19 protein-coding genes and 1 pseudogene are annotated in these 20,924 nt (G+C 36.3%); 7 read left to right on the forward strand and 13 right to left on the reverse strand.

Annotated elements, in window-relative coordinates; translation table 11 throughout:
* Positions 1-255: 255 nt before the first annotated feature.
* Both ACFX4L_RS14105 and ACFX4L_RS14110 read right to left on the reverse strand, forming a co-directional pair.
* The gene (locus tag ACFX4L_RS14105) at positions 256-447 is read right to left on the reverse strand and encodes a YolD-like family protein (protein WP_061463718.1); all 192 of its coding nucleotides are present in this window, start codon (positions 445-447) and stop codon (positions 256-258) included.
* Between the two features lie 644 nt (positions 448-1,091).
* The gene (locus tag ACFX4L_RS14110) at positions 1,092-2,435 is read right to left on the reverse strand and encodes a 2-hydroxycarboxylate transporter family protein (protein WP_377405480.1); all 1,344 of its coding nucleotides are present in this window, start codon (positions 2,433-2,435) and stop codon (positions 1,092-1,094) included.
* Between the two features lie 753 nt (positions 2,436-3,188).
* Here ACFX4L_RS14110 and ACFX4L_RS14115 point away from each other — a divergent pair.
* Positions 3,189-4,025, forward strand: a complete 837-nt coding sequence (locus tag ACFX4L_RS14115) for an RMD1 family protein (protein ID WP_284470408.1) — start codon at positions 3,189-3,191, stop codon at positions 4,023-4,025.
* Positions 4,026-4,381: 356 nt separating this feature from the next.
* On the opposite strand, the gene ACFX4L_RS14120 is transcribed toward ACFX4L_RS14115, so the two are convergent.
* The 3 genes from ACFX4L_RS14120 to ACFX4L_RS14130 all read right to left on the reverse strand — a co-directional run bounded on the left by ACFX4L_RS14120 (position 4,382) and on the right by ACFX4L_RS14130 (position 7,442).
* Positions 4,382-5,581, reverse strand: a complete 1,200-nt coding sequence (locus ACFX4L_RS14120) for a C40 family peptidase (protein ID WP_377405482.1) — start codon at positions 5,579-5,581, stop codon at positions 4,382-4,384.
* Between the two features lie 965 nt (positions 5,582-6,546).
* Positions 6,547-6,861, reverse strand: a complete 315-nt coding sequence (locus ACFX4L_RS14125; RefSeq protein ID WP_377405484.1) for a hypothetical protein — start codon at positions 6,859-6,861, stop codon at positions 6,547-6,549.
* A 230-nt stretch (positions 6,862-7,091) separates the two neighbouring features.
* Positions 7,092-7,442 (reverse strand): hypothetical protein, encoded by a 351-nt coding sequence (locus tag ACFX4L_RS14130; RefSeq protein WP_377405486.1) that lies wholly within the window; start codon positions 7,440-7,442, stop codon positions 7,092-7,094.
* Between the two features lie 455 nt (positions 7,443-7,897).
* Between ACFX4L_RS14130 and ACFX4L_RS14135 the strand changes: the two genes are divergently transcribed.
* Positions 7,898-8,488 (forward strand): TetR/AcrR family transcriptional regulator, encoded by a 591-nt coding sequence (locus ACFX4L_RS14135; RefSeq protein WP_377405488.1) that lies wholly within the window; start codon positions 7,898-7,900, stop codon positions 8,486-8,488.
* A 25-nt stretch (positions 8,489-8,513) separates the two neighbouring features.
* Complete coding sequence (locus ACFX4L_RS14140; protein ID WP_089363451.1) at positions 8,514-9,713, forward strand: MFS transporter; 1,200 nt, start codon at positions 8,514-8,516, stop codon at positions 9,711-9,713.
* Between the two features lie 440 nt (positions 9,714-10,153).
* Here the strand turns inward: ACFX4L_RS14140 and ACFX4L_RS14145 are convergent, their stop codons facing one another.
* Complete coding sequence (locus ACFX4L_RS14145) at positions 10,154-11,059, reverse strand: MBL fold metallo-hydrolase (protein ID WP_377405490.1); 906 nt, start codon at positions 11,057-11,059, stop codon at positions 10,154-10,156.
* 342 nt (positions 11,060-11,401) lie between these two features.
* Here ACFX4L_RS14145 and ACFX4L_RS14150 point away from each other — a divergent pair, with 342 nt between their 5' ends.
* Together ACFX4L_RS14150 and ACFX4L_RS14155 are read left to right on the forward strand one after the other, a co-directional pair.
* On the forward strand, positions 11,402-11,605 hold the full coding sequence (locus ACFX4L_RS14150; protein ID WP_377382032.1) for a hypothetical protein: 204 nt from the start codon (positions 11,402-11,404) through the stop codon (positions 11,603-11,605).
* Positions 11,606-12,952: 1,347 nt separating this feature from the next.
* Entirely contained in the window at positions 12,953-13,507 is a 555-nt protein-coding gene (locus ACFX4L_RS14155) for a hypothetical protein (protein ID WP_061466121.1), read from the forward strand.
* Positions 13,508-14,512: 1,005 nt separating this feature from the next.
* Here the strand turns inward: ACFX4L_RS14155 and ACFX4L_RS14160 are convergent.
* Positions 14,513-14,704 carry a hypothetical protein gene (locus ACFX4L_RS14160; protein ID WP_377382035.1) on the reverse strand — a complete coding sequence of 64 codons (192 nt, stop codon included), beginning with the start codon at positions 14,702-14,704 and terminating at the stop codon, positions 14,513-14,515.
* 97 nt (positions 14,705-14,801) lie between these two features.
* Here ACFX4L_RS14160 and ACFX4L_RS14165 point away from each other — a divergent pair, with 97 nt between their 5' ends.
* Positions 14,802-15,497, forward strand: a complete 696-nt coding sequence (locus ACFX4L_RS14165) for an ArsR/SmtB family transcription factor (protein WP_377405492.1) — start codon at positions 14,802-14,804, stop codon at positions 15,495-15,497.
* 225 nt (positions 15,498-15,722) lie between these two features.
* Here ACFX4L_RS14165 and ACFX4L_RS14170 read toward each other — a convergent pair.
* Positions 15,723-16,294, reverse strand: a pseudogene (locus tag ACFX4L_RS14170) (transposase); the annotation flags it as partial.
* Positions 16,295-16,523: 229 nt separating this feature from the next.
* Positions 16,524-16,883 carry a DUF1129 domain-containing protein gene (locus ACFX4L_RS14175; protein WP_377382041.1) on the reverse strand — a complete coding sequence of 120 codons (360 nt, stop codon included), beginning with the start codon at positions 16,881-16,883 and terminating at the stop codon, positions 16,524-16,526.
* 231 nt (positions 16,884-17,114) lie between these two features.
* On the opposite strand from ACFX4L_RS14175, the gene ACFX4L_RS14180 reads away from it, so the two are divergent.
* On the forward strand, positions 17,115-17,735 hold the full coding sequence (locus tag ACFX4L_RS14180; protein WP_377405494.1) for an NAD(P)-dependent oxidoreductase: 621 nt from the start codon (positions 17,115-17,117) through the stop codon (positions 17,733-17,735).
* Positions 17,736-17,860: 125 nt separating this feature from the next.
* Here the strand turns inward: ACFX4L_RS14180 and ACFX4L_RS25405 are convergent, their stop codons facing one another.
* Genes ACFX4L_RS25405 through ACFX4L_RS14195 form a run of 4 tightly spaced genes read right to left on the reverse strand, consistent with a single transcriptional unit; the run spans position 17,861 to position 20,918 of the window.
* Complete coding sequence (locus tag ACFX4L_RS25405) at positions 17,861-17,974, reverse strand: hypothetical protein (protein ID WP_483878235.1); 114 nt, start codon at positions 17,972-17,974, stop codon at positions 17,861-17,863.
* 17 nt (positions 17,975-17,991) lie between these two features.
* Positions 17,992-18,858: a MurR/RpiR family transcriptional regulator gene (locus ACFX4L_RS14185; protein WP_377405496.1), complete on the reverse strand. Its 867-nt coding sequence runs from the start codon at positions 18,856-18,858 to the stop codon at positions 17,992-17,994.
* Between the two features lie 25 nt (positions 18,859-18,883).
* A complete protein-coding gene (locus ACFX4L_RS14190) occupies positions 18,884-19,780 on the reverse strand; it encodes an N-acetylglucosamine kinase (RefSeq protein ID WP_377382045.1) in 897 nt (298 codons plus the stop codon).
* A 52-nt stretch (positions 19,781-19,832) separates the two neighbouring features.
* Positions 19,833-20,918: a DUF871 domain-containing protein gene (locus tag ACFX4L_RS14195; protein ID WP_377382048.1), complete on the reverse strand. Its 1,086-nt coding sequence runs from the start codon at positions 20,916-20,918 to the stop codon at positions 19,833-19,835.
* Positions 20,919-20,924: the final 6 nt, after the last annotated feature.

Raw genomic sequence — 20,924 nt, forward strand, 5'->3', positions numbered from 1 at the left:
GGAGTCTCGCACTTCCGCTCCAATCAACCTTAAATAGTTTCGTTTTAAAAACAACAATCTTTACGAAAAGAGCCTATAACTAAAAATAAAAAGAGGCGAATCATCTACATACGGCAGATGATTTGCCTCCTTTTACTTAAATCGACTTTTTCAATCCCCTTTTTACCATTTGGGGATTATTGAGTTGGTTGCTTAGTTAATGATTCTAAAAGAATCAAACAATTTCATTTCCAAGCTTTAAAATTCGAACCACAATTAAAGCGATTCATGAATTTCCTTAATACCGGATAAACGAATGGTCAGAACCTTTTGCTGTTCAACTTTTAAAGACAGGGTTTGTTGATGTAAATCAAGGTTACAAATACGGCCCTTACATATTTGTAACGATTCATTCTGATAATAGGTAATGGTCATTAAGCAATTTTTTGATAATTCTTTTAAGAACATTTACTTCTCTCCTTTCTTACTAGTGGTTTATATGAAAAAATATACTAAAATGATTGACTAGGTATAAAAGACGACGAGAAGGGCATCCGCTTTAGGGTTTGGATTAAGTCTTTTTACTTTTTATATCAGAAATTAGGGAACGCTTACATCGATTTTTGAACAACTTCCATTTAAACAAATTTGGCTTGGATATACTAAGTCCACTCCTGTTTAATGGCATTCAATGTCCAATTGACTGTTTTTGTGAAACACCGGTTTCCATTGGACGTTTGCAACAGCTGCTGTAACATATGCTGCTACTCGGCGATTAAAAAGATCTGGAATCACATATTCCTCGTAAAGGTCCTGAAATTCAATCCAGCAATTGCATAAACTACAAGCTTCATATCCTCATTGATTGTTTTCCCATGAACGTCAAAGGTACCACCAAAATGCAAGGGAATGCGCGGACATTATTGATCTGATTTGGGAAACCCGAGTGTCCGGTTCCTGCTACAAGTGCTCCCGCTTTTGTTGCCTCTAAAGGCATTATTCCGGAACCGGATTGGCTATGGCAAAAATGAGTTATTTTAACAATATAGTATCGGCGCATTTGACTTAAAAAACTTAGTCTATCATCCGTTCACACTATTTTATTATAGTTTTTAACTTAATAATTTCATTAAGAGTGTTGCTAATATAACAGTGGCAGCACCGCCAAGTCTTGTTGAAACTTGTGCAAACGGCATTAATGACATACGGTTGGAAGCTGATAAAATGGCTACATCGCCTGTTCCTCCTAAACCGCTGTGACAGCCTGTTACAATCGCTGAATCAACTGGATACATATTCATAAATTTCCCAACAACATACCCAGTCCCTACCATCGTTATAACAACTACAGAACAAACTAAAACATAAGCTGGAGTTATAATTTTGACTACATCTTCTAATGGGATATAGAGCATACCTAACCCAACCATTAGAGGCCATGTTAAACTTGTGGAAATAAATTTGTATAAATGATAGGCGCCTTGTTCCATTTTTGCAGGCATCACTTTCAAACATTTGACAAGTGTTGCAGCTACAATCATGAGTACAGGACCTGGAATGCCAAGAAATTTATGCGCTAGGCTACCGAAGATGAAGAAACCGCAGGCAATCAATAATCCGGCACCCATTAGTGAAAAATCAACAGGTTTATTAATATTTGTTTCTTGGGTGATCCCGTCGCCACCTTTCGTTTTCACTAATACACCATTACCAGTAAGATCCGGTTTTTTCTCCCCTAAACGTTTCAGTAAACCGGCACAAATAATCGCTATGATATTTCCAATGACAGCTGCCGGAATCATTTGGGATACAAATGTTTCAGCAGATGCACCTAAAATTTGAGAATATGCCAGGGAAAGCGGTAAGATTCCTTCTCCAATTCCTCCGCCAATAATTGGTACGACAATAAAGAAGAATGTATGTTTTATATCGTATCCTAACAATGAACCTACTAAAACTCCCGCTGCAACAGAAGCAAGCGTTCCTACCACGAGTGGAACAAACATACGCGTAAATCCTTGTAATAATACTTGACGGTTCATACCAAGAATACTGCCTGCAACTAAACAAGAAATATAAAGGTAAAGGAAGTTAGATGTTTTCATCAAGGTTGTTACCGCTTCCATTGCAGCCGGATTAACCAAATTATAAAATACCATAATAGACGGGATTAAGAGCGCTAAAATCGCCGGACCACCAATATCTTTCACTATAGGAATTTTCAACCCTATATCCCCAAGTAAAATTCCCATAACCATGATAACGGCAAAACCACCAATCATGTCAGGCGGGAGCTGATTATATACTGATGCACCATAAATAATAAGCGCCAAGGCTATATAAAGAGGTAACGGAATAACGCCTACTTTCACCTCTTTAAGTTTGGATAAAAAGCTTTGGTTATCCCCTTTTTCTTCTATATAAGGAAGCGGTTTCATTTTCTTTGCTGATTTCATTTTTTAACCTCCTGTTATTTGACTCCTGTTATTTGACTCCTATTATTTGCTATACTTAATTTAAGTGATTTTCAAAAAACTTTATAGCTTATGTAACTTTTGTAAGCGTTTTTTAATTAAAAAAAGTAAGCAGAACCACTTACAATAGATGTTTACAAATTCAGCATTGTTGAGGAAACGGAAAAGAATTAGAAAAAAAAATTATGTTCCATTTAGCTTAACTTGAAAACGGGCAATTTATTGTAAATTGCCCATATTGGGTATAAATCAATCAATTTCAAGATGATGTATTAAGTTAAATGAGAATTCTTTAAATGAAAGTCTTACTAAAGTATTGACGTTTTCATCATCGTTAAGGGAACAAGTAAAGAAGACACGGGAGAAGTAACTCGACAAACTAACAGCATTCCTTCAAAATTCATTTAACCATAAGGATGAAATAGGGTTACCGGTTAATTGAATTTAAAGGGGGAGATAGCGAAGAATCCAGTCATTGGTCTGGATTTGGTAAAAGGTGAAAGTCAGGTTCAAGCATTCTTGGATAAAAAATAATAGAACGAAACTTTCCAAACATAGTTCAGTGGAAGGCATGCACTAATTTAGCATAGCATGAAATTTTTTAAGTTTTTCATCGAAAAACTATTAGCTGGTTTAGCTGTAAGAAAAACAACCTTCAAGAATTCTTCAAGCATGTTTTTGTAAGGAATGGAATAAATTCAGATGAAGACCAATTTGCCGAAGAGAGTGATATAAATGAAACCCATTACCTTTAAAGCATTTGCAATCACTAATGAAATTGATTTGAACAAAATCGCCATTCATTGCGGCATTCCTAAAAAATTCACCTGGGAAGAGCCTTTAATCCTCAAAGGTGATATTCTAAATTCCATCCTTAATAAAAAGATGAATGAATCGCAACAGGTGCTGGTTTTTTCCTTTGGCAGCATTGTCTTCATTAATTACTCACACGCTGATGAGATAAAAGAGTTTTCAACCTATATCCAATCGTTCGAGCCTGATATTGATCTCGTCCATGTAGATCGATATACGGACGATTACAGCCTTCACATTAGAGAAACTGAAAACATCAAGCTGACCGACGAATATGTAGCGGTGCCTAAATATGAATTTTTCTACCCTGAATTAATTTCCACTGTTCTCGCAAAATCGGTGGCACTCGAAAAAACTGAGGAACAGCTCGGAAAAATCCATGACAAGCTCGAAACCATGATAGACCGACTGGAAAAAGGCAAGCTAAGAATCGGCAACAAGGAACTAGCGAGGACGACGGCAAAAATCGTACGTCACGAGTATAATACCCTTGCGTATATCATGATTCTGGATAAACCTGATATTACATGGACAAGCAGCATTGCCGGCGAATTTTATGACAGGATGCTGAATTTTTTTGAATTGAATGATCGGTATAAAATCTTGAAAAGTAAAACAGAAATTTTATATAACATTATGGATGGGTTTTCTAACATCAGCCATTCGATAAGGGGGCTATTCGTTGAATGGATCATTGTAATTCTCATTGTCTTTGAGATTATCTTGACGATTTTAGAAATTGTAGGATGGATTCCATGAATCCTGATTTAAGTGGCATAGACACTTTGAAGAAGTAGGGAAACCAAATTTCCATAATAGATTTGGGGTATCCGAAAACAGGTATTATTTGTGACAAATAAGAACGAAATGAAAAACTACTTCAATAAGGGAGGTTGCTCCGTCAACCTGTTTCCTGCGGAACTAAAAAGCAGTAGACATTTTACATCCTCAATGTATTCATTACCGATACATCTTGACAGCTCATTTTTTTCATTTGTATATTCCTCAACCTTTAGCCCTTTTTAAGCCATTAAAAATCCCCTTAAGATACCATTGTATCTTAAAGGGAAACTATTAATAGAAAATCCAAGCAGTCTTAATTCTCTCGTTTTATCTTAGTCCATATTGTTTTGTACTTGCCCAAAACTTTCGAACTTCTGTTCAAAATAACTTGAAGTAAGATCAGAAATATGAACGCCAGTATTTTTTGTTGTATGTATAAAGAGACCATCCCCTAGATAAATACCTACGTGGGTTATCTCTTTACTTAAATCTGACTCTTTAAAAAATACTAAGTCCCCTGCCTTTGGATGTTTGAGTTTCCGCAGCAAGGAATAGTAGTCCGCTGCCGAACTTCGTTTAATGGAAATTCCCTGCTCCTTCATGACCCAATAGATAAATCCGCTGCAATCCATTCCAATAATAGGGTCATATTCTCCAAAAACATAAGGAAATCCACGTAGAGTATATGCATACTTTATGACATCAAGAGCTTTATCATAGGAAGCCTCTTGATTTGCATAAAATGGATACAAGGGACTGCTGTATATTTGAAGATACTGCCCCTGCATCAAACTATCAGTTGGTAAACCGTTACGCTTTTTGATTGTTTCCACAGATACACCGTAATTTTCCGAAATGCTTTTAAGGGTTTCATTATTTTTAACGACATGCTCTCCCTTAGGTGTAAACGTTTTAAACTCGGCTTGGAATTGTGCAAAATATTCTTCTGTGATAGATCTCACCTGAACTGTCTCTGCTCCATATCCAGAATTAACAAACTGATCCCCCCCCAGATAGATCCCAGCCGTCACGATTTTTGAGCTTTCCTTTTCCAGAAAAAATATAACATCTCCAGCCTTAGGAGTATCTGTAACCATACCTTGCTTATAATAGCCTTCAACTGACAAACGGTCGATGGGCACCTGTTGTCGGGAGAGTACCCAATAAATCAATCCGCTAGAATCGAACCCATTTATCGGTGTCTCTTCTTCAGCCGCTTTTTTAAATCCTATAAAAGTTTTTGCATAATTCCCAATTTGTTTCCCTCTCTCTGTCCATTGATAGATGGAAGGAGTATAAACCGTCTGAATGATTAACTTCTGGCCCACATATAACGTACCATCCGGTAAACCATTCGTCTTCATTAATTGCTCTGCCGATATATCATAATTCGCTGCAATCGATTCTACCGATTCCTGAGAGGATACAATGTGCACTTGCTCTGCCGCTTCAACTTTTAAGCCAGGTAAAATGGTAAAACTAACCATCCCCAGCAATAAAAGCAACATACTACCTAATAATTTTTTCCCCATTTTAATCCCTTCCTCATAACCAAAAATATCTTTTAAAAATAGAGTCATACACTCATGCAGATTTTCTTCCTTCTTAATGAAATTATAAAATTCTGCAATAATAAATATTCCCTGTACTACTTTAACACAAAAATACTATTAATTGGATTACTTTCCACTTTTTCTTATTGAGCAAATCCGCATTGATTTCCCCTCTAATTTGAATGCATGATTATTGCAGGAATTATACATTTCAAAAGGCCGCCAAATACTTTGTTAAATAATTTATCGTTCAATGAACTATATATGGCATCTAGGGCGGTGATATCGGGCGATTTCTAAAAGAAGTATTTCAGGGTCCCGCAATCCAAATACTTGCTATGATTAGAGTGAAAACTATTCTTATGATCATTGAAATCATTAAAAATTTCATTTAGTAACAATGAAATGAAAATAAACAATCAAATCTGAAAAAATGATTGTTCGACCTAACAAAAAATTATAGTATATACATAATTTATCTATCCGACCATATATTCTGTCTTGACATTCAAAAGGCCGCCAATTGGCGGCCTTCTTATGGGCGCTAACGTACCCATTACTTTAAATGCAATCCTTTACAAACTTTTTAAATTAGACTGTTTTTATTGTTTTGTCATCACTTATGAAACCTATGAAATTGGTAATTAGAATATACCAGGCATGCCTTCCATATGTAGCAGGGAATAGATGTGCGATTATATAAACAAAAATCCAAAATATGGAACCTATAGGATAACTGTCAAAAGGTTAGCGTTTCGACCATTTAACCACTTTTTTGTCAGGAGAAAGACTAGGATTGTACCCAAAATGAATTAAATTCAACAACAATAGCTACTTTACAGTACCAATATTTCATCCCGTCAGTCTACTAATCCTATATTCATACACATAAGTTCGAGTGGAACAAAATCATAAAAGCATACCTGTTACTTTAAGAACAAAATTTATTTATTAGGCACTAATAATACTGTTTTTTTAAAGTAAATAAACAAATTAAATATACTTAACCCTAAAATTATAAGAAACATATAAAAGGAAATAACGTCTCCTTCTAAATTTAATTCATCAGCTATGTATCCCATAATAATAAGATTAATACTTGAAACAATTATTGACATTATTGAAATGATACTAACAGTGAATCCATTAACAAGGTTACTTCGTTTCTTAGCCAATAAAATAATGGAAATTATAAATAAACTAATTATTAAAGTAATAAAAACTAATCTTAAAAAATCGTAAATTTCCAACCCTTCCATAGTTACCCTCCCTATTATTCTATTCCTGCTTATATTACCACGAAAAACCATTTTTCCAGAAATGGAAACGGCTTAATTGTTCTGTATAGTGGATAAGGTTTTACGACTGATTATAGTAATTTAAATCTTTCCAACCTTCAAAAGTAGTTCTGAATTTTCTTGATAAATCATTATCTTTACTAAGAAGGAGAATTGCTGAAGAGTCCCACAAAACCAATTCAACTTTTGCCTTAGGATGTTGGATATTTGGAGTTTCCCCACCAAAGGTTTGGATTGCCGTCTGCATATGGTTCTACTTTAATGTCATCTAAATCAATTTTCTCCTTTTTATCAAATGCCGAAAATACACCCCAAATAAAATAAAAATCTTTATTATTAGCAAGTTTCTTTAGATTTTCACCTGTAATCCAGAAGTTATTATGAAGGTCGTCAAAAATCCGATAATCTTCAAAGTAATCAAGGCAATTTTCTTGGTATGACCAATCTAAATCTGTAAGTAGCCAATTATAATCTTTTTCGAGTCCGTTGAACGAGTTTAATATTTCTTTTAACTCCAAGAACCCTTCTAAAATGGTATTCATTTCTTATACCTCACAACTAATTCCCCTTATTTTATCACTTCTTTTTAAACTTCCACTTTAGTTCCATAAAAAGAGGTGACCTTCACAGCACTTTAATGAACTATTTCACTCGTTCAATCAACAAGATACTCAAATTGTGTTGGGTTTAATCCTAAATCATTTAATCACCAATTGCTATTAACTTTTCAGTAACACTTCGTTGTTATTCATATTATATCAGCATACAACTAAACTGCCCCAAGAGCGGCCGTAGCACCCTCTGTTATATGAAATAAGTATTCAATTATAAAAAAACAGTTTGATTACTTTTGTGCTCCTTTCATTCAATAAAAGCGCTTGATTATGGAGGTTTTTTCCACACCACAGTGTTGCTTAATACCCTCCTATAAACTAAACCGCTTGCTTATATTTATTTAATTTGCTAATATAACTGACGAACGTTCGTTAAACTAGAGGTGATATTATTGAAAAGCGATGAAATTAAGGAAGCAGCTTTAAAATATTTTACGATCCATGGTTATGAAGGAGCATCCCTATCTCTAATAGCTGAAGAAGTCGGCATGAAAAAGCAATCCATTTACGCCCATTTTAAAGGCAAGGATGATCTTTTTCTGAAAGTTTTACGTGATGCGAAAGAGGCGGAGCTATCTTCAAAACTCCAATATTTCAGTAAAGTTGATTCAAAAAATCCAGAAAAAGATTTATACGGATTTCTACAATTGATCATCGATCTCTTTCAAAAAAATGAGCATTTAAAGTTTTGGCTGCGTATGTCCTTTTTTCCGCCAGCCCATCTTGAAAAAGCAATCGGACAGGAAGTCATGGATATCGAGGAAAAGGTGCAGGCGATATTGGAAAGAAAATTTCAGGATTGGATCAATGCTAAATTAATCGTCGAAGAAGCAGCAATTACGCCGACCTTTGCTTTCTTAGGAGTAGTGGATTCCATTATGCTGGAGCTTGTATACGGCAATGATGAGAAACGGCTGAACGATAAATTAGCATCCTCTTGGAAAGTATTTTGGAGAGGTATTTCACAAAAATGATTCACATAGAAAGAGGTGTTAATACATGAATAAACCAATTAATGAACAAAAGGCGATATTAATTATTCTTCTAAGCAATATATTCATTGCCTTTCTAGGAATTGGACTCATCATCCCCGTAATGCCATCGTTTATGAATATCATGCATTTATCAGGAAGTACGATGGGCTATCTTGTTGCCGTATTTGCAGTATCACAACTTGTTATGTCACCATTCGCAGGTCGTTGGGTCGACCGTTACGGCAGAAAGAAAATCATCATTATCGGCTTATTCCTTTTTGGTGTTTCAGAACTTATCTTTGGTATTGGCACGAACGTATCCGTGTTATATATATCAAGGATCCTAGGGGGAATTAGTGCCGCCTTTATTATGCCAGGTGTTACTGCATATGTTGCAGATATTACATCAGTTCAGGAACGGCCAAAAGCAATGGGGTATATTTCGGCCGCCATTAGCTTGGGCTTTATTATAGGACCTGGTATCGGTGGTTTTATTGCGGAATATGGTATACGTTTGCCATTCTTTCTTGCGGCAGCCATTGCTTTTTTAGCATGCCTTGCATCAATATTTATTTTAAAAGAACCGCTAACAAAGGAACAGCTTGCAGAAGTTTCTGCTAATACAAAAGAAACAAACTTTATAGACGATTTAAAAAGATCACTTAACCCGCTTTACTTTATTGCGTTTATCATCGTATTTGTACTCGCTTTTGGTTTATCAGCATATGAAACTGTTTTCAGCCTATTTTCTGATCATAAATTTGGCTTCACGCCGAAGGATATTGCAACTATCATTACAATTAGCTCAATCTTCGGAGTTGTTGTGCAAGTATTCATGTTTGGAAAACTGGTAGATATCCTTGGTGAAAAGAAGCTGATTCAATTATGTTTAGTCATCGGGGCAATATTCGCGGTGGCTTCCACATTGATATCTAGCTTTTTGGCAGTACTGGTGGTAACTAGCTTCATCTTTCTTGCATTTGACTTACTTCGTCCGGCATTGACGACATTTTTATCAAAAGCCGCCGGGAAAGAGCAAGGGTTTGTTGCTGGAATGAACTCAACCTATACGAGCTTAGGGAATATCTTCGGACCAGCAATGGGAGGAATACTATTTGACGTAAACATCCACTATCCTTATCTTTTTGCTGCTGTCATTATGGTCATTGGCCTAGGTATTACAGTCATTTGGAAAGAAAACCGATTAGCAGATAGTTTAGCTTAATAACGAGGCGCCATTTGAATAATAAAGGCCAAGATTGCCCTAATATGATTTTTCAAAGTACATTTCGAGCTGGAAACTCTTAAACTTGTATTATACTTTGCCTTTAAACAAAGATCCCCTGTCCATTTTGGGCAAGGGGTCTTTATGCGTCAAGGGGTTAGAAGCTTTTACTCGATGCGGACTTTTAGGCCCTTATATCATGATATTCATGAGCCAGTGCGCTAGGGATATCGGTTTTTTTATTGAAAGTGTCTTAGCCTGGGCTATATGTCAAAATGTTTACGGTAGCACAGTTCCAAACGCTTATCGCATTGATTAATAGGTTTAAAGAACTTGCCCGCAAAAGCTCGTCTATTATTTTTTCCCTGAGTGCTCATCGTTTCACGGGTGCAGCACTTGTACCTTATCGCCTATTTCAATGGACAGCAAATCCTCACCTACTACAACTGTTCCTTCATATGTTTCTTTTGTTCTTCCGGGCAAATTAGCTTTTCTTCTGTTAATCCACCTAATAATACAATATGTGAATACACAGCATGCTTTGGTTGTATTTGGCTAAAGACTTTACCTGCTTCCTCGGGTGTAGTGTGAAGGTCAAGAATATTGGATATTGATTCTGATTCATTATCAGGTCTTGCGGCTGCAACCTCATGAATGACTACGTCAGCACCTTTAGCAAATTGAATTAGATTTTCATTATAACGGGTGTCACCTGAGATAACTACTGAATGTCCTTTGTAATTAACCCGATAACCGAAAGCAGGTTCAATTGATTTATGGTCAACCTTGAAAGCTATTACCTCTATTCCCTTTTGTTGATACACAACGCCTTCCTTGATATCATGTGCTATAATACTTGCTCCTTTAACGTTTCCATTTCCAGAGTCTTCCCTTGCATCCAAATCGGCTTTATAAGCTTTATTCATATGTAACATCATTTTCTTTGTTCCCTTAGGTCCCCAAATGTTAAAGGCTAGCTCTCTTTTCCCACCTGTTGGCAAAGAACCTGTAAGCCATATGTCTGGGATGCCAACCGTATGATCCGAATGCAAGTGTGAAAGGAATAACTTGTCAATACTGCCTGGTAACATATTCGCTTTATATAATTGCAAAGCAGTTCCACGTCCTGCATCAAAGAGGAGTTTTTCATTATCAACTTCCACAAGGGTAGCGGGACCGGACCGGGATGTACTTAAAATAGGAGAACCTGTTCCTAATAGAGTTACTTTAAAATCCGATTGCATTCCAGCAGATTGGCCAAAAGAAGGAAGTAATAATGATAATGATAGTATGATTGAAACTACCAACAAAAAACAAATAGAGGTATTCCTTATTCTTTTCTTCATAGCAAAATCCTCCTTAAAATATTTGACTTTACTCTAGGGAATCTGTCCCAGCCTCCTTCCGAGTGTTTGTTTTGAATAGAAAACGATGTTTCGGTATTATTTTCCACAAATAAGTACTACAGTATTTTCAATATTCAATCAACTACACCTAAAGCAATTTAGGATTTACAATTTGAATGCTGTTTCAACCTTTCATCAAGAACAACAAGATAGCGGAAGATTATTAATTACAGGTCCCAGTTCGTGATTGAAATTTAAAATAATCCATAAAAAATATTGGATTTTATTTTGGATCAATTGTTCATACTAAAATAAAAAATACATGTTAAAGAAGGAGTTTATATGCCAAATCAAAAAAATAATGACCATAATCCAGTCCTACATAAAAGCCGGGACAGTCGATTAAATACAGAAGATGATCCTTTCGGCATACTTAAACAAGAAATGGAAGTGGATACAGATGTCAATGAAGATCCAAATCGGGAAAAATTATTAGATGAATCAGTTGTTTCTTTTCTAAAATCGAAAGAAGGACAGGAATATTAGAGAAGGAATTGTGCTCGCTAATGGGATGTTTTTATAGCCAACTAATCCACCATTTTCAACTATCCTCCGATTAAATGATTCAGAAAAAGCTAGAAGACAAAGACAGAGTCATTTCTTACCAAAGGAAGTCAGATCATTTCAATTTTCCAAGGTGCCACTCATGAACTTTTGGGTGGCCCTTTTTGTATTGTTATCTAAAATGTTGGTTAGATTAACTACTTTAATTTTTAATGTTTTCTTATTCGTAAGATTTCAAATATGTACAGAGTACAAGGTTTCTTGAACAAAAGAGCACTGTGACCCATCAGGTTAGCATAACTGGCCTCCACCCCTTGGATAGGCATGACGAAGGAATGAGAGGGCAATTGACCCACGGGGGGGAAAGCCTCCACGGACGGTGTGGAGATGTACATTGCATGGTAAAATGTGGAGTGGTGCTGACTCCTATGCCTTCATGAAGCCAAAATGATCTGACCTCATTTCAATTACCCGGAAATCCAATTACAAGGGTTATGAAATCCTGCGAATAAGTGAGCATTCGAGAGATATTCGTATCAAACTGATGGAGTTCAATAAGATAAATGGTATTTCCCATTCTTTCACCGCCCATTGATATTAATAAAAAGTCCTCCCCTTCACCTCAGTTAAACTTTTTGTAACCGACAATCGATGTATCTTCTAATAATTCTGGAACTGGATTAGCTGGCTATTGCAAGACAAATTATTATAGCTCATGGCGGAGATCTTCACATAGATAGTAAACCTCAACTAGGAACCCAGTGTAGTATTATATTTCATTCGAACTAGAAAAAAGAAATTAACGAATTATTGTATAAGTGATTTAACGAATAAAAGCTGATATTTCCTTAGTGTAGGGAAAATCGGCTTTCTTTATTTCGAAATTTGCTTAGCGTATGTTTTTCGTTTTTTTTGGTAGGACCCTTGGCGGTACCCATATAGAGTAGTTTTATATAACTCTTTGGTTATGGTGAAATACTTTAAAAAACACTTTTGAAAATAAGAGAATTTACCTCCTGATAAATTAACGATATAGTAAAATATATCCTTGCATGGAAATAATATACACTGTAGGCTAGAGGAGAATCATCCTTTGACACATTTCGTATAAACGGCTGGGGAGCGAAGCCGGAAGGAGGGAATATTAATAAAAGTGGAATTCAGCCATTCGTATACAAGCCGGTATCGGATATTCCGTCAAGATTTTACGCAGGGGCTGTCAACTTCCACTTTTTCCGGCCAAAGTATCTAAATTTCAATAATATGGGAGTGGAGAAATTGCGAATAAAACTTTGTCTTTCCGTAATAATATGTTGTCTTTTCGTTGCCATGGGATTTACACCAGTATCGAAGGCCGAGACGAATGCAGAAAAGGATTATACGATTAAATCGTTCCATTATTTAAATGTAGATGGAAAAGATGTGGATTCCCAGGCCAAAGTGAGTAACATATCTAACAAAGAAATAAAAGTAACAATGGTTCTTCCTAAACAGAATAACGAGGGCGATTGGTTGGCATATGGATTTACGAGCAGGGAAACTTTGCTGGCATTTATCGAAAAAGATAAACAGAGACTTCAAAACAAAGTCACTACCATGGGCAGCGGTTCTTGTTGTACCGATTTCTATGAGTATAAAAATAAAGGTGGGAATTATATTTATTGGAGAGACGGTTTTACAAACTTGTCTTCCAGCTGGAATGACAGAATTTCCTCCTTAAGTACGGCGTCACCTTCTTCAAGCTATTCGACGACGCTGTGGGAGCATACTTCATCTCAAGGGTATGGCAGAGGAGTTTCCTTTAGACACTCCGATTGGTATGGTAAAACTGCTAATATGGCTTCGGATTGGGACAATAAGGCTTCGGCGATCGAAATCAAATAACGGGAGATCGCCAATGACCAGGTGAAGGATTTTTAAAATCACTATTCTCTCATTGATTTCGAAGAAATGGGAAAATAGTGATATTTTTTAAAAGTTTCGTCGCAACTGCCGACCGAGCACAAGCCGTAGTAAAGAAAAATTTTAAGGGATTTTTGACTGTAATTTTGTTTATTGTAGTGAACGTATGATTATGTAAAGAATCGCACGTTCAAAAGGCCGCCAATTGGCGGTCTTCTTATGACGCTAGTCGAGTAGAAGGGAACCTCACAGAACCGTGCTTGAGCTATTCACGCACACGGCTCCTCCTAGTTACCATTCACAAAATGTAGCTAATCTCTCAGATTCAGATTTTGCTAATTCTGCTATCCTTAGTCGTTTTTCCATTTATCCCTGCCTCTAAGTGTAGTAAATATTTCCCTAGTAAGGGCGATAACTGGTAACTAGCCTTTCCTCCATCGGCATTACCCAACTTCATTGGTACTACGCTGCTACCCAACTCCCTACACGGATCGGTAGGGTCTCCTGAGTTGCCGTATCATATCGATGTGTATAACGTGCCAAGGTCTCTGACCCCAGAGAGGTTTTATCCATCTTGCCCTTAACGAAGGATAAAATATAGCTTTCTGCTGTGCGTAAAGCATCAGCCCTCTCGATTTACTAATATTATGGAGCTCAATCCCTTCAACCATTTGGCTTTCGGCCCGCCACCTAACTGTCTACGCTTAAAGACTAACGTTACCTTTAGCCCTCCAAGACTCGCTACGAACGAATGGCTAGTTCTTACTCGACGGGAATCCACCCGCTATATGATACGACCTAGGCTCGGCCGCACAGGCACCCGTTAGTAAAAGAAGAACTATTTATTTACCAATTAGGTACTGCCCGGAATAAGACTTAGAATCAAAAAGGTCTATACCTAAAAAATCTTCACAATTAGTATCCGAAAAATGAAACACTATTGATTCAACATTAGGATGAGGAATTGACTTTCTTATTATTTATCATTCAGTCTAAAAGAATAATAAGTCTTTCCATCAGTAGTAACTTCCTAATGTGTACTTTATTAGCAATCAGTTCAATTTTCCTTGCCGTTTCTCCTTCAAACTCTATTCCAACAATCGGGACTTCTTCTCCAAAGTCTAACATTATATCACCGTTAATAATTTCTGTGTTTGGAACCTGAGCCATTTTTTTCATCTATTTCTCCTCCTATTCATAGGTTCTTCCTTATTTATTGTAGAATATTAACATTTCGATTTTCATCGAAATATGGATTAAATTAGGGGGAATTAAAGTGAACGCAAATCCAAATGTAGTAATGATTGATACTCTTGTGAGTGAAGCTTCTCGTGCAGCAATATTAACAGTCTTATTAGACGGTAGATTCCATCCTGCAAGCGAATTAGCATATATGGCAGGAATCAAACCACAGACGGCTAGTTTCCATTTGACAAAAATGGTCGATGCGAATGTAGTTACAGTTGAAAAACAGGGGAGACATCGATATTATGGACTTCGAAATCAAGAAGTTGCTCAAGTTATAGAGTCATTTTTATCAATAGCTCCACCAATTGAAATTAAATCATTAAAACAGGCTTCGGAAGAAAAAGAGATGCGTTTTGCAAGAACATGTTATGATCATCTTGCAGGGAATTTAGGAGTAAAATTAACAGATTATTTAATTAAAATAGGTGTTATTTATGAAGAAAAGGACGGGTTTACTGTTACTGAAAAAGGAGAGTCATTCTTTACAACTTTTCAAATTGATCTTGAAAGGGTTAAGAAAAAGCGTCGTTCATTTACACACAAATGTTTAGATTGGAGTGAAAGACGTCACCACCTTGCGGGAGCATTAGGAAATGCCCTTCTAGAAAGACTATTAGAATTAAATTGGGTTCAACGTTTACCTAAAACAAGAGCAATAAAAATCACTTCTGACGGGAAAAAAGGACTTAAAGAAACATTTTCTTTTGATATTACAAACAACTAAGTTTTGAATATAAAACAGCCGATTTAGCCTTAAAGGGGGAGTTAAAGTCGGCTATTTTGTGTTGAAATATGCTTAACGTGGTTTTTTTCCGAAATGCTGGCGATACCCCATCCCCTTAAGCTAACGCCAATGAGTACTTAAAGTAGATCTATTTCTACAAGATAATCGTTCATGCAATTAACTAAAGACATACAAAATAAGCCTCCGATAGGTCATTTTTTTGCGCTATGCTGCACTCTTGTGACACACGGTATACTGATAGACAACACCCAATATATCAAAGACTGTCTTTTTCTCATAACGGTGGGATTTTCGCCCATTTTTCTGTAGGAGGACAAACAGGCGAAGTAGAATCTTTGATGGCTCTTGTGTGCTTGTTTGTATCGCTTGAAACAGCAGTAAAAAATAGTCTTTGATGATATAAATAGCTTTATATTCACTCAATTCCTTCTTTTTCTTTTCAAGAAGTAACTGTCGCCTTTGAAACATGGTAGAAGAACAGAGGAGAATGCCAATGAGTTGGCCATATAAATGGCACTCAAGGCGTTCTTTTTTGATTGGTTTGCATTCATCGATTTCAAAGAATGACTTCCATGTTTAAACAAAATTTCGATTTGCCAACGCAGGGAATAGAGGGAATGAACATAGTCAGTGGGAACTTCTTCTGGTGATGTATTCGTTATGTAGACATTCATACCCATCAAGTGCTTACTTTTCTCCTTCATGACAATGCCTTTCTTCTCTTCTCGAATCGCTTGGTTTTTTAGGCGTGTTTGCGTTTGATCATCGGTTAAACGCAATCCGGCTTTTAAGTTTCGAAAATTGTCTTAGCAAATCAGGTGTTGATTTAAAATAAAGTTTGATTAAAGATCCTCCTTTACCCCTTAAAAAAACAGCAAATAAAAACCCGTTATTTTGAAAAAGGATTCAAAATAACGGGTTTCTATTGATTAAATATCAATTTTTTATAATAAAGTTAGTTCGTTAAGAAAAGCGATTCTTATTTCCAGAATCGCGCCCTTTTGTTTACATCTGTGATATACCGTTTAAGAATAAAGCGAAAACAAAGCTAATAAAAGTAAAACCAGCAAGCGGAACGGCAAAGGCTTTGTTGTTCTTAAACTCAAATATTGTAAATAAGGCACCTAAAGCACAAACAATAAACCATATTGGGATAAAAATTAAGTCTGCAACATTAACAGGAAGCAATGTATATAAACCTGTAATGTATAATATCCAATTGATAATTAATAGACCAAATATACAATAAGACCACTTATACGGAGGTGAACCTTTCCCATATTTTCTAACCATTAGTAACGGAAAAACGAAGATAATAACTAATATAGCTCCAAAAAGTCCAATTAAAATCGAAGTTAACCCCAAAGAACATACTCCTTTCGCATTTTGATGTATTTTTATCGTTCAACTAATATCCCCTTTTTTTTTAATGAAATAAAAAAAAAACCGATCACTCGGTGTATTAAATTTTTCTTTATAAAAAAGTTTGATTATCCATATGATGACTTATTGCACTAAGGCTTTCATTAGTTGAAAAAGACGATATAATAACTTTTAAAGTGTAGTGTAATATTTGTAAAAAGGAGGTTCATTCTCATGAATATTTTAATTTTGGGTGCATCTGGACGAGTTGGAGGTCAAATAGTTACTTATGCCCTTCATGATAGACACCATGTTACTGTATTAGTTCGAAATCCAGAGAAGCTTCAAATAAATTGTGAAAATTTAACTATTATCCAAGGTAATGTTTTAAATAAAGGTGATATCTCACATGCAATGCATGGGATTGATGTAGTTATTAGTGCGCTGAATACTGATGGGACAACCACTCTATCAGAAAGTATGCCACTAATTATCGAAGCAATGGAAGAAGAAGGAATACAACGAATTATCACTATAGGAACTGCAGGTATCCTGCAAAGCAGAACCACCCCAAATTCATTGCGTTATCAGTCAAGTGAATCAAAGCGTAAGTCTACCCGTGCAGCGGTAGAACATCATAAAGTTTACGATATGCTCAAACAGTCACCACTCGAATGGACTATTGTCTGTCCTACGTATTTGCCGGATGGGGAAAGTGTAGGTAAATATCGTGTAGAAGGTGATTTTTTGCCGGAGGACGGCGTAGAAATATCCGTGCCGGATACAGCAGAGTTTACATTTAGTCTAATAAAAAGTAGCGATTATATAAAATCACGTGTAGGTATCGCCTACTAATAATCTTCTTATGCTAAACACCATGAGTAATCAAAAAAGCCGATTAATGGAAAAACATGTTTTTAATTTTTGGCCAGCCAAAAAGCCCTTCAAAACCTTTTTGGAGGGCTTTTTCTCTGTTTTAATTAGGCCAAATCCTGGAACGTTTCTTTACTCCTTGAAAAAGCGTACATCCTATGTTTGATTCTACCGCATATATCTGCGCATTCACAATCCAGGCGAATGCCCTCCTCCTTCATTTTTAAATCCTCTTCCTTCAAGTATACAAATTTCTTTTGGTGAATTTCAATACAGATTCCCTTGAACGTTCAATTTCATTTTTATTTTCATTATAAAATTTTGAAACATACGCATAGAAAATAATGCTGACCGTTAGAAATTGTGCAAAAAGCGAACTTGTTGCAGCACTTCGGAACTTAGCCTCCGGTGCACGTACATGATTTAGGGACATATCAACTTTTTTAGTTAGTCCATTGTTCCCCAACCGCGATAAACCAATTGTTTTAATTCCATATGCTTTAGCAATATCAACGAGTTCCAGAATTTCTTCAGTTTCGCCACTATTGGATATACAGAAAAAAACGGTGTTCTTTGATGATGCAGCAAGCGCAGTGGCCGTAATATGCGGGTCTTGATTGGCACTTACAATCTTTCCTAACCGTAGCCATTTCTGTGTAATATCTTCAGCAACGAGCCATGAAGCTCCTAAACCATAGACATAAATTACATCTGCACCCCTCATGGTTTCAATGATATTGTCAAGAACGGCCTCATCCAAATAATGTGCCGTTTCTTGTATAGCTTGTACAGAGTTGGAGACTATTTTATTTTTAATGGACGCTATTGTTTCATTAGGCTCAATGTCATGGAAACCTTTTTTCTCCGGTTGGGAAATTAGGGATGATAGGGATACCTTCAGTTCCGAAAAACTGTTAACTTTTATAGAATGACAAAATCTCGTTACGGCCGAACTGCTGGCATTGGCATGGTCAGCTAATTCATGTATCGTCATTCTTATAATTTCCTGTGGATTTTCTAAGATATATTGTGCAATTTTCCTTTCTGATTTGGGCAACTGGTTCAATAAACTTTCAATTCTCAATATAATATTTTCGACGGGCATATGATTTACTCTCCTTGATCTTTACTTACTTTAAATGCTTCATTGCTATGTAGTAACAACCCAAGGTAGCAGATACGTCTTCTACAACAAATTTCACATTTGGGTTTTCAAGTTTAATATGATTGATGAAAGAGCTTTGCACCAATGGTATATTTGTCAATATGCTACCTTTTATTGCAATTGTAACATTCTCACTTAACTTTAACTTCTTGATAACCTTAAGCGTTTGTTTTGAAAGGTGGTACCCAGCCTGATTCAGAATATTTTGCGAGGAACCATCGCCCTCCTCCGCATGTTGGACAATTAGGGGAACAAACGCGGCAATCTCGGATTTCGTGGCAGAATAAATGAATTTCTTCAGTTCCATAACACTATGAATCCCAAGTTTTTTAAGTATTGTCTCGGTTAAAAGGCTATATTCATCTCCCTCATCCTCTTCTTTCGTCATTTTTATAAAAGCCTGCATGGCGATCCAATAGCCACTTCCTTCATCCCCAAGAATGTGTCCCCAGCCACCAGCCGATTTCTCGATACCTTTATGGATGCCGATACTTACAGATCCAGTTCCGGATATGGTCAAAATGCCATCATTTCCTTTTAGTAAAGCAGCATGAGCGATAATTCCATCATTTACAATCGTGAACGGGGCATTAAATGCCTTTCTTAATGCACTTTTTATGCCCTGCGGATTCACAACTCCTCCATACCCGGCTAATCCTAAGCAAATGTAATGGCAGCTACCATTATCAATAGGAGCTATGCTTTGTTCAATTGCTTGTATAATGTTAGCGATGGCTTGTTTTTCATTTATAAGCAGGTTTCCAAACCCAGCTTTGCCTTCACTTATTTTATTACCATCTAAATCATAAGCCGCTGCTTCAGTTTTAGTGCCCCCGCCGTCAACACCGATAATATAATTCATATCATTCTCCTATTCAGTAAAAAAGGAAGGAATATCACCGTTCCTTCCCTGATCATTTAATATTGAATTGGAATTTCCCCCATGGTTCCAAATGATCGAGGAGAAGAATTTCCTCTTCTGCTATTCGGCCCACTACATTTGTTTTTCCCGAATTCTTCATTTCCTTCAATGCAATCTGCAATTCCCCTTTATATTGTCCATAGAGCTCATTTTCAATTAAAATATCACCGCGTCTAATATCAGGCGTATATGTTGGTTTAAATTCCTCGCTCTTATATTTCACGCGTGATTGAGTCGAGCGAATAAGATAATCGGAAACATCTCCACGGTAAAAATGGAATTCTTCCAATACTATTTTTTTCTCTAAAGCTGTTATGGTTTTGTGAAGGTTAACATTAAATGTTAATAGACCTCTGTTTAACTGGCTAAGCTGTTTCAATTCATCTTCAGATGCGTAGGCATTCGCAATAATTACATCATCAATCAACCCTGTCGCATACAAGTGTTTCGCTTGAGTTGTAATGGGTAATTCCCGGTGCATTTCTAATGTACATAATCCTTCCATTATAGGCCAAGGTCCGTACGTTGCTGCATGGGAGCTTATGAAAGCTGCCGTGCGGATATTATGCTTTTTGAATGACTCACAGCATTTTATAAAATGAGGATAGCCCAATCCTGCATAGCGATGAGGATAGAAGTTATGCGATCCAACTAAATTCTCTTTATTTGGTTTGTAATCGATAATATTTTCTAAATATTTTGTTGCATTGCTCATGTTTATTTCAATTTTTAGATCATATGGATTATGTGTCATAATCGACTCTTCGTTACCTGTAAAACCTATGTCCAGCCTGATTCCATACGCACCTAATTCTGCAAAAAACGATAAGTCATCATAAGAAATGCCTAGTGAACCGAATACTCGGGGAGCAATATCGACCATCACTTCCATATTCAATTGATTGGCAAAACGAATCGTTTCTTTAAATTCTTTTAAAATCTTTTCTTTGTCACCTTCGACAGAAAGCAAGCAAGTAAAGATCTTTTTGAATCCATATTTGTGTGCAAGTGCAATGTATTCCATATCTTTTTCAACGGTTGAATGCTCTGGATAGATAGATATACCGAGTTTACCCATTATTTA

Origin of the sequence: Peribacillus sp. YIM B13482 (assembly GCF_042787975.1) — a bacterium.
GTDB classification, from domain to species: Bacteria; Bacillota; Bacilli; order Bacillales; family DSM-1321; genus Peribacillus; species Peribacillus simplex_A.

Coding starts and splice junctions, on each gene's coding strand:
- ACFX4L_RS14125 (WP_377405484.1), bottom strand. CDS start 6,861: ATGGAAGGGTTGGAAATTTACGATTTTTTAAGATTAGTTTTTATTACT.
- ACFX4L_RS14155 (WP_061466121.1), top strand. CDS start 12,953: ATGGGATTTACACCAGTATCGAAGGCCGAGACGAATGCAGAAAAGGAT.
- ACFX4L_RS14105 (WP_061463718.1), bottom strand. CDS start 447: ATGTTCTTAAAAGAATTATCAAAAAATTGCTTAATGACCATTACCTAT.
- ACFX4L_RS25405 (WP_483878235.1), bottom strand. CDS start 17,974: ATGAAGGAGGAGGGCATTCGCCTGGATTGTGAATGCGCAGATATATGC.
- ACFX4L_RS14140 (WP_089363451.1), top strand. CDS start 8,514: ATGAATAAACCAATTAATGAACAAAAGGCGATATTAATTATTCTTCTA.
- ACFX4L_RS14180 (WP_377405494.1), top strand. CDS start 17,115: ATGAATATTTTAATTTTGGGTGCATCTGGACGAGTTGGAGGTCAAATA.
- ACFX4L_RS14115 (WP_284470408.1), top strand. CDS start 3,189: ATGAAACCCATTACCTTTAAAGCATTTGCAATCACTAATGAAATTGAT.
- ACFX4L_RS14130 (WP_377405486.1), bottom strand. CDS start 7,442: ATGAATACCATTTTAGAAGGGTTCTTGGAGTTAAAAGAAATATTAAAC.
- ACFX4L_RS14150 (WP_377382032.1), top strand. CDS start 11,402: ATGCCAAATCAAAAAAATAATGACCATAATCCAGTCCTACATAAAAGC.
- ACFX4L_RS14185 (WP_377405496.1), bottom strand. CDS start 18,858: ATGCCCGTCGAAAATATTATATTGAGAATTGAAAGTTTATTGAACCAG.
- ACFX4L_RS14195 (WP_377382048.1), bottom strand. CDS start 20,918: ATGGGTAAACTCGGTATATCTATCTATCCAGAGCATTCAACCGTTGAA.
- ACFX4L_RS14160 (WP_377382035.1), bottom strand. CDS start 14,704: ATGAAAAAAATGGCTCAGGTTCCAAACACAGAAATTATTAACGGTGAT.
- ACFX4L_RS14145 (WP_377405490.1), bottom strand. CDS start 11,059: ATGAAGAAAAGAATAAGGAATACCTCTATTTGTTTTTTGTTGGTAGTT.
- ACFX4L_RS14190 (WP_377382045.1), bottom strand. CDS start 19,780: ATGAATTATATTATCGGTGTTGACGGCGGGGGCACTAAAACTGAAGCA.
- ACFX4L_RS14110 (WP_377405480.1), bottom strand. CDS start 2,435: ATGAAATCAGCAAAGAAAATGAAACCGCTTCCTTATATAGAAGAAAAA.
- ACFX4L_RS14120 (WP_377405482.1), bottom strand. CDS start 5,581: ATGGGGAAAAAATTATTAGGTAGTATGTTGCTTTTATTGCTGGGGATG.